At 70.5% G+C, this 8673-nt stretch carries 9 protein-coding genes; 7 read left to right on the forward strand and 2 right to left on the reverse strand.

The annotated features are described in order from the left end of the window. Nucleotides 1-49: 49 nt before the first annotated feature. The 3 genes from ACLQ27_RS06645 (at nucleotide 50) to ACLQ27_RS06655 (ending at nucleotide 4185) form a co-directional block, all read left to right on the forward strand. Nucleotides 50-3142, forward strand: coding sequence for a hypothetical protein (locus ACLQ27_RS06645; protein WP_425865917.1), 3093 nt, complete (start codon nucleotides 50-52; stop codon nucleotides 3140-3142). A 50-nt stretch (nucleotides 3143-3192) separates the two neighbouring features. After that, nucleotides 3193-3540 (forward strand): VOC family protein, encoded by a 348-nt coding sequence (locus tag ACLQ27_RS06650; protein ID WP_425865918.1) that lies wholly within the window; start codon nucleotides 3193-3195, stop codon nucleotides 3538-3540. 156 nt (nucleotides 3541-3696) lie between these two features. Further along, complete coding sequence (locus tag ACLQ27_RS06655) at nucleotides 3697-4185, forward strand: hypothetical protein (RefSeq protein WP_357493068.1); 489 nt, start codon at nucleotides 3697-3699, stop codon at nucleotides 4183-4185. A 42-nt stretch (nucleotides 4186-4227) separates the two neighbouring features. Here the strand turns inward: ACLQ27_RS06655 and ACLQ27_RS06660 are convergent, their stop codons facing one another. Continuing rightward, nucleotides 4228-4455 (reverse strand): hypothetical protein, encoded by a 228-nt coding sequence (locus ACLQ27_RS06660; RefSeq protein WP_425865946.1) that lies wholly within the window; start codon nucleotides 4453-4455, stop codon nucleotides 4228-4230. Here ACLQ27_RS06660 and ACLQ27_RS06665 point away from each other — a divergent pair. Both ACLQ27_RS06665 and ACLQ27_RS06670 read left to right on the forward strand, forming a co-directional pair. Beyond that, nucleotides 4390-4584, forward strand: a complete 195-nt coding sequence (locus ACLQ27_RS06665) for a hypothetical protein (RefSeq protein ID WP_425865948.1) — start codon at nucleotides 4390-4392, stop codon at nucleotides 4582-4584. The two genes, ACLQ27_RS06660 and ACLQ27_RS06665, sit on opposite strands and share 66 nt — an antisense overlap. A gap of 5 nt (nucleotides 4585-4589) precedes the next feature. Then, complete coding sequence (locus tag ACLQ27_RS06670) at nucleotides 4590-4982, forward strand: YybH family protein (RefSeq protein ID WP_425865919.1); 393 nt, start codon at nucleotides 4590-4592, stop codon at nucleotides 4980-4982. 113 nt (nucleotides 4983-5095) lie between these two features. Here ACLQ27_RS06670 and ACLQ27_RS06675 read toward each other — a convergent pair whose 3' ends face one another. Further along, nucleotides 5096-5311, reverse strand: a complete 216-nt coding sequence (locus ACLQ27_RS06675; RefSeq protein WP_425865920.1) for a hypothetical protein — start codon at nucleotides 5309-5311, stop codon at nucleotides 5096-5098. A gap of 174 nt (nucleotides 5312-5485) precedes the next feature. Here ACLQ27_RS06675 and wrbA point away from each other — a divergent pair, with 174 nt between their 5' ends. Beyond that, nucleotides 5486-6094 (forward strand): NAD(P)H:quinone oxidoreductase, encoded by a 609-nt coding sequence (wrbA, locus tag ACLQ27_RS06680; RefSeq protein WP_374109226.1) that lies wholly within the window; start codon nucleotides 5486-5488, stop codon nucleotides 6092-6094. A 541-nt stretch (nucleotides 6095-6635) separates the two neighbouring features. After that, nucleotides 6636-8673 (forward strand): glycoside hydrolase family 2 TIM barrel-domain containing protein (locus tag ACLQ27_RS06685; RefSeq protein WP_425865921.1); only part of this gene is annotated, 2038 nt, incomplete at its 3' end.

The raw sequence follows: 8673 nt of genomic DNA on the forward strand, positions 1-8673 counted from the left end.
CACCGCGGGGGCGCCGGGCGCGGGCCGGTGCAGCGATTACGATGCGAGCGTGGCTCACGTTGCCCAGGCCCGCAGGCCGTACCCGCTGCTCGTCGCCGCGGCGGTCCTGCTGGCGCTCGGCGCGGCCGCCGCCTGGGGGGTCGGCGAAACGCTGGGGCTGAGCCACGCCCCCGCCGCCGTGCCGCGCGAGGACGCTGTCGCCGCGCCGGCGCGGACGCCCGCACCGGTGCCGCCGTTGGCGTCCCTCGTCGTACCCGATGATCTGCGGCTGAAAAAGGCCGCAACCGCCGTCGCCGACGCGGTCGTCTTTCGCGGCCTGCCCCGGCCGGTGCTCGTCCCGGCCGCGCCGCACCCGGCCAAGCCCGCGACGGCCGCACCCGGCACGGCACCGGTCGCCACCCCGGACCTGTCGGCGGTCACCGCGCTGCGGGCGGGCGTGCTGTCCACCCTCGGCGGGACGCCCGAGTCGTACCGGCTCGACGTGCGCGGCGCCGAGCTGACCGTCGAGGGCGGCGACGTCGCGGGCGTGGCAGCCGGGATGTACCGGCTGGCCGACCGGATCCGCTCCGGCGCCGAGGCGCTTGCAGCGGCGGACGCGGGTCGGGTGGTCATCCCCCGGCTCGGCCTGCGGCTGACCGACGCGGGTTCGGTGGGGCGCGAGCCCGACCCGGCCGTCTTCGCCGCCGGCGACGACTATGGCCTGAACACCGACGTGGTCGGGACGGCGGTCCTGCCTCGCGCGCCGTGGGTGGACGCCGCCGCGGTGGCCCGCATCGACGCGCAGTTCCGGCAGTTCGTCGACCACTCGGTGGCGCAGGGATTCAACGGAGTCGTCGTGCCCGGCTTCCTGGAGTACGTCACGTTCGCGAAGGTCGGCGACGGGCACGCGGTCTACCCGCCCGGCGACCCGCACGTCGACCGCGCACGGGCGATGGTCGCCGCGTTCGGCCCCGTCTTCAAGTACGCCGAGGACATGGGCGTGCGGGTCTTCCTGCTGACCGACATGCTCGCGGTGTCGCCGCCGCTGGAGGCGTACCTGACGCGGACCGTCGGCGGCCTCGACACGGCCGACCCTCGGCTGTGGACTGTCTACCAGGCCGGTCTGGCCGAGCTGTTCGAGAGCATGCCGTTCGTTGACGGCCTGATGGTCCGTGTCGGTGAGGGCGGCGAGGTGTACGCCGGGGCCGGCTGGGACTACTCGTCGAAGCTCGCGGTCAACACGGCGGCGTCCGTGCGCGCGATGCTACGGGCACTGCTGGACACGGCTGGCACGGCCGGAAAGGAGATCATCTTTCGCACGTGGACGGTGGGCGTCGGCGCCGTCGGCGACCTGCACACCAACCCGGAGTCGTACGCGCAGGTCCTCGGCGGGCTCGACGACCCGCACCTGATCGTGTCCACCAAGTACACCCTGGGCGACTTCTACAGCCACCTGCCGCTCAACACCACCCTGCTGGGCGGCGGGCATCGCCGCATCGTGGAGTTCCAGGCCCGCCGCGAGTTCGAGGGGTTCGGCTCGCTGCCCAACGATCTCGGCCCGCTGCACGGCGAGGCGCTGCGCGCATTCCTCGCCGCCAACGGAAATGTCGAGGGTGTCTGGAACTGGACCCAGGACGGCGGTCCCCTGCGCGCCGGGCCCATGTCGTTGTACCTGCGCGCGGGGTTCTGGCAGCTCTACGACCTCAACACGTACGCCGTCGGCCGCCTGGCCTGGGACCCGAACGTCGACCCGGCGCAGATCACGGCGGACTGGGCGTACCGCACGTTCTCCGGCGATCCCGGCACCGTCGCCGCGATCGGTCAGGCCATGGCGCTGTCCCGGCAGGCGGTCACCAAGGGCCTCTACATCGGCCCGTACGCCGACCGGTCGGTGCGGGCGCTCGGGCTGGAACCGCCGCCCATGATGTGGATCTTCGAGTGGGACATCCCGACCGGCGACTCCGCCGCACTGGACAGCATCTACGCGGTGACCGGCGGCCACGTCGACGAGGCGATCGAGGAGGGCCGGCAGGCAGTCGTACTGGCCCGGCGCATGCGGGACCTGGTCGCCGGAACCGAACCGGCGACCTGGCGGGACGCCGAACTGCGCGGGCGTTTCACCGCGACTCTCGACTACCAGGTCGACCTGTTCGAGACGCTGAGCGCGTACCGGGCCATGGTGTTGCGACACGCGCAGTGGCTGGACACGGGTGCCCCGGCGGCCCGCCACGACTGGCGGCTGGCCACAGCGGCATACCACCACGCGCGCGACGCGCACCGGCAGCGCTACGGCGCCGATGTGGACCTGCCGGCGTACAACTTCACCGCCGCCGACCTCGGGGCCCGGCGTGCCGACCGGGACCCGGCGATGGCCTGGGCGGCCCGGGCGATGCTCGGGTCGATCCTGCTGGTGGTGCTGCTCGGCCTCTACGGGCGTGGGTTCGGCGCCGCCGCCGCGCGCGGGTTGCTGCTCGGCGCGCTCCGGCCGTGGCGGGTCGCCGCGCTGCCGACGCCCACGACGCGGGCGGATCGGGTGTTGGTGTGGCTGGTCCCGGCCCTGGTGCTGGTGGCGAGCCGGCTCGTGTTGACCTGGTTCGCCGCGCCGGCGCACCTGCTGGTCACCCTCGGTGGGTGGGCGCTGTTCACACTCGTCGTACGCCTCGTCGTCGGCCGCCGGGACCCGTACCACCTGTGGGCCGCGCTCGGCGGCGTCGCGCTGCTGCGCAGCGTGCTCCTGCTGGCGGCGCTCGCCGGGCGCGGACCGGGCGGTTACTGGTTCGCCTTCTGGACCGCGCCGAGCGTGCGCGCGGCGTACGTCACCGTCGCGTTCGCGGCGTTCTGCTGGTTGTTCGTGGTCGTCGCCGTCGTCCTGCGGGACCGGTACGGCAGGCGCCGCCGAAGCGCCGTCGGGTTGACCCTCACCGCCGCGGGTGTGCCCCTCGGCGTGCTCTCCGCCCTGGTCGCCGTGGTGGGCCTGGAACGCGCGCTGACGGTGTGGAACGACCAGCTCGCGCTGCTGCCCTGGGGCCTGTCCCGCATCCTCGGCATCACCGTCTACCTCGGCATCCCCGCCCAACTCCCTGAATACACCGCCGCCGCCGGAATCGCCCTGGCCGCCGCCGGCCTGCTCCTGTCACTCGGCGGTCACCGGCAATCCGCCTGATGGCAGCCGCAGGTCAGGATGCCGTGGCACATCGCATGCCAGAATCCGGCATGACGATCCGCCGCGCCGTGCCCGACATCACCACCGCCGACCCGGCCGCGAGCAGCGGCTTCTACCAGCTTCTGGGTTTCCGGGAGGACATGAACCTGGGCTGGGTGGTCACCCTGGCCTCACCGTCCAACCCCACCGCCCAGGTCACCCTCGTCACCAGAGACACGGCGGCAGCCGTCAACCCGGACCTCAGCGTCGAAGTCGATGACGTCGACGCCGCCTACGAGGCGGTACGTGCGGCGGGCGCAGAGATCGTGCACCCGATCACCGACGAGCCGTGGGGCGTGCGGCGCTTCTTCGTCCGCGACCCCGACGGCAAGGTGGTGAACGTCGTCAGCCACCGCTGACCGGCACAAGGGCCACCGGCTACCGCTCCCGACAAGCCCTCTTGACGATTCTGGCGAGCTGGTGACTCGTGTGGAGCGTCGGCCACGAAACTGCCCCCACCCGTTCGACCGGGGCTGGTAGCGTGCGCCGAACATGAAGATCACGGGGGAACATCGATGAACCGAACTCGATTCGTCCTGGCCGGCTTGGCTGTTACGGCGGCGATCGCGACGTCCGGCTGCGATCCGCAGCCCGAATCCGAGGGCACCGCAACCTCGCCGTCGCCGGCGGCCTCGAGCGCCGCTCCGACCGGCGGTGCGGCCACCACCGCGGCCAGCACCGCAGCCAACGACGCGGCCACGGTGAAGGCCTGCGCCGACATCAAGAAGGACATCAAGGACAACGCGGCTAAGGTCACCAAGGCCGAGAAGATCGGCCCGCCGGCCGGGCACTTCGCGGTCAGCGCCCAGTGGGCCGCCGGCTCGGTAGCGATCCTGGCGCACTCGATGAGCGCCAACGAGGCAGTCACCGCCGCCTCCGAAAAGATTCAGAACGAGATGATGAGCCTGAGCGACGCGTACAACAAGTCCGCCGACGCCAAGCCCAGCAAGAAGGCCCTGGAAGCCGCCATCAAGGAGCTGGACACCGCCTGCTCGGCCGCCTGACCGGTTCGACCACGCTATCGGCGGTGACCCTCGCCCGGACGGTCACCGCCGATTCGCGGGTCCGTGCAGCCTGTGGCACCTGGACCAGTGGCCTCTGAGCAACCCACGGTCAGCCACTCCATCAGCGGCCGATCCGGAGCGATCGCGCCGGACGAATGTCGGCCGGGCCAGCGATATCCGTGCAGCAACTGCAGGGCAGCACCGTTGAACCAGGTCGCCGGCACGGCGCTCGGCGTACTTCTCGTTGAGCGGATCCCCGTGCTCGTCCAGATCGAGGACGTTAGCGAAGACGGCGAAGCGGATCGCCATCTGCCGCTGCTCACCCACTCACCGGATCGGTGGGAGCGCGACCCCAGCTCGCGGTTCGCCCGGCTGGCCGCCGCTCCGGTGGCAAGGTGATGTCCATGGAGAGGAAGCACGTCGAGGACTGGCTCGCCGCCTACGAGCGGCTCTGGCGGACGCCGGGCACGGACGCGCTGGTCACGCTTTTCACTGAGGATGCGAGCTACCGGCAGGGGCCATACTGGACGCCGGTCGTCGGTCTGCCGGCCATCGCCCGGATGTGGGAGAAGCAGCGCAAGGGTCCCGACGAGGTGTTCCGGATGACCACGGAGATCGTCGCGGTCGAGGGCGACACCGCCGTGTCGCGCCAAGAGGTTCGCTACGGTGACCCGGTCGACCAGGAGTACCGCGACCTGTGGGTCATGCGCTTCGCCGACGACGGCCGGTGCCGGTCATTCGAGGAGTGGCCGTTCTGGCCGGGACAGCAGCCGGCCGACCCGTCCGACGACTCCTGATCCACCGATGCGCAGCGAATGACCGGCGACGCCCCGACCGGCGGGTAGGAGACTGACCAGTCGGTCGCACTACCTACCGTGAGCTGGGGTGTCACCGTCACGACGTCGACGCGTCAGACCCTGGCTGCCGAGCTGCCGCACCACCCGCTGGGCCCCGTCGTACGGGTGGCCGGGTCGTACCGCCCGTTGAGCACCAGCAGCGGCGCGCTCGTCTGCCCCCGCAACTGATGGTGCGCGTTGTTCGCCGTCCAGGCCGGGCAGATCGCGGTGAAGCGGACAGCCAGCGGCGAGGCCCGCAGGTGTGGCGCCGCGGGGGTCCATCGCCTCATCGCGGGGCCAGAACCTCCGCTTCGTCGGCTGGAGGGCCACAGCCCGAGCCCGTCGCCTGGTGCGCTCCGTCACGGAGCTGGGCATGGCCGGGCCGTTGAGGGTGCCGCGCGGTGGCTGCTACAGTCAAGATTGTTGCTGCAGCAAATTTATCAGCGGCAACTACTTTGGGAAGGATGCCTCCGATGACCAAGCTCTCCGTCATCTACTACTCGTCCACCGGTACCCTCCACGCCATGGCCAAGCGCCTCGCCGAGGCTGGTGAGAAGGCTGGCGCCGAGGTGCGGCTGCGTCAGGTTCCGGAGCTCGCCCCGGCGGAGGCCATCGCCTCCAACGCCGCCTGGAGCCAGCACTTCGACGCCACCAGGAACGAGCCGAAGGCCACCGCCGACGACGTCGTCTGGGCGGACGCCGTGCTGTTCGGCACGCCCACCCGTTACGGCAACGTCGCCAGCCAGCTCAAGCAGTTCATCGACACCCTCGGCCCGCAGTGGGCGCAGGGGCTGCTCGCCGACAAGGTGTACGCCGGCTTCACCGCGTCCATGACCGCGCACGGCGGCCAGGAGTCGACCCTTCTCGCGCTCTACAACACCGTTCACCACTTCGGCGGCCTGGTTGTCGCCCCGGGCTACACCGACCCGCTGAAGTTCGCCGACGGCAACCCGTACGGCGTCTCGCACGTCACCGGTGGCAGCAACGACGCCCCGCTGGGCGACGCCCAGTTCTCGGCCCTCGACCACATGGCCGAGCGGGTCGTCAAGATCGCCGGGAAGCTCGCCGCCTGAGCGCGCTGCCGCCGTACCGGACGCCTCCTCGACGGGGGTGCTCAGCTGAGCGAGGGCCGGCCTCCCGCGATGGGAGGCCGGCCCTCGGCGTGATCACACCCCGACCGCGGCCATGACGGCGTACGGCCAGCGCTGGTCGTCGCCGGGTCGGGGTAGGCGTTCCCTCCGGAAGCCGGCATGGGTGAGTCGCTCGGAGAACGCGTCGCGTGGCCACCGGTAGGCGGTCGCGACCTTGTGGTCGAAGGCGTCGATCTCGTCGGCGCTTCAGTCGGAGTTCGCTGCGTCGACGGGCCTTTCGTCCTACCTTTGCTGCGGCTTTTGTGCGGATTGATGGAGTTCCAGGCTTCGGCACAAGATAGATGAATCCAAATCATTGACTCAGCGCCCGCGTTGCCGGTTAATCACATCTACGTGTCGGCCGTGTCCACCCTCCCGGGTGGCTGACGACGCCGGCGGTCCGTCGAATCGATTCGACCACCGTCAGCGACGAGGCCTTGGTCCGCAGCCTTCATGGCTGTCGGGTGAGTCGCAGGAGGTAACCGTGCATCGTACGAACGTCCGCTGGGGTGGCCGATTGTCGGCGTCGGTCAGAGGGCTGGCCGCGACCGTGGCGCTCAGCCTGCCTCTGACGCTGGGTGGCCTGACCCTGGCGACCCCGGGGCCGGCCCTGGCCGCGCCGGTCGTGACGCAGAGTGTCGCGGCCGCCGGACTTGACGGTGTGGCGGCCGGTAACGGCGCGATCGCCTCGGTCGATCTGGCCGGGACGTGGGCCTTCACGCCCGCGGGTCGGGGAACGACCTCGATCGCGGTGCCTGGTGGTGGCTGGTACAAGCAGGGCTTCACCGACGTGAACGAGGCGGTGTACTCGCGCAGCATCACGGTGCCGGACTCGGGGCAGCCGCAGTCGACCTGGATCGAGTTCGGCGCCGTCAACCACCAGGCGACACTGTCGGTCGACGGCCGCGTGGTCGCCACCCAGACGACGGCGTTCACCCCGTCGAACTTCGACATCAGCGCCTACGCCGCACCGGGCACCACCCACACGATCAGTGTGCAGGTGAAGGGCCGCGGCGCGTTGAGGTCGTCCGACGGCAAGTACCTGGTCCCCATAGCGGCCGACTGGTCCGAGGCGGTACCGCAGGGCATCTACCGGTCCGCGTCCCTGCGGGTGTACCCGGCGGTGTATGTCAGCGACGCGTTCGTCCGTACCTCGGTGGCGAACCGCACCCTCAGCTACGACGTGTCGGTGACCAACTCCTCGGCCGCGACCAGAACCGTCACCCTGAGCGGGTCGATCACGTCCGACGGCGCGGGCTCCTTCAGCTACCCGCAGCTGCCACAGCAAACCGTGACGGTGGCGGCCCGTTCGACCGTGAAGGTCACGGTGGGCCCCGTGGCGTGGGACCTCGGCGCCACCTCGTACTGGTGGCCCAATGTGCCGTACCGGTCCGGGTACCGCGCCCAACTGCACCGCCTGGCGATCCACGCCACCGTTGACGACGGCCGCAGCAGTGACGCCACGTACCGCTTCGGCTTCCGGGAGAGCACGCAGAACGGCGAGTACTACTACCTCAACGGCGTGCGGGTGAACTTCCGTGGCGACAGCCTGCAGGGCGCCGACTACGACCGGGTCAACTACGGCGGTAAGGGCGACGCGTACGACACCCTGCCCGGTTTCCTGCCGCCGTCGTCCGGCAACGGCGGCTGGCCGCAGGCGGTGGACAACTACCAGCGTCTCAACTACAACGTGGTACGCATGCACATGGAACCGGTCAGCCCGTACATGCTCGACGTGGCCGACGAGATGGGCCTGATGGTCATCGACGAGACCGCCATCCGCAGTGGTTCCCAGGACTTCGTGTCCGGACGCACCAACATGGTGGCCCACGCTCGTGCGCTGACCCTGCGCGACCGCAACCATCCGGCGATCATCCGCTGGAGCCAGATCAACGAGCCCAGCTCCAACAACAACGACTCGCAGCAGTTCCAACAGGACCTGTACGCGGCGATGAACGGCAACGACGGCACCCGGCCGATCAGCATCGACGCCGGCATTGGCGCGGACTCGCCCAGCCGATACCCGGCCATGAACTACCCCAACTTCGCCATCTTCGCGCACTACCTGGACGGCGTCGGCCGCTACGGCGAGGCCCTGAATCGCAATTCCGGGCGCCCGGACGGCGAAGGCGAGTACATCTGGCCTGCCTGCAGCACCAAGCAGGGCTTCACGTGGTTCGCCACCGCGACCGCTGCCAAGCGCGGCAAGGACGCCAGCGACCTGCGTCCGTACACGCTGCTGTCCGCCTGGGCCAGCGTCGTGCCCGGCGTGCGAACCACCGACTTCACCACGGAGGAGAACAGTCGCCCGGTCTACGGTGCGGACAACCTGCCCGATCCGTGGAGCAACGCGCAGATCCAGCGTGTGCAGGCGGCGTTCAACCCGGTGGCCGCGGTCGACCTCCCGTACTGGTCCGCCTCCGGCAACTCGGACTCCAACGGCACCTTCCCACTACCGCAGGCGGTACCCAGCTACGCCCGCAACGCCACGGTGACCCGCACCATCACCGTGTTCAACGACG

It is taken from the genome of Micromonospora sp. DT63, from assembly GCF_049841615.1.
Lineage (GTDB): Bacteria > Actinomycetota > Actinomycetes > Mycobacteriales > Micromonosporaceae > Micromonospora.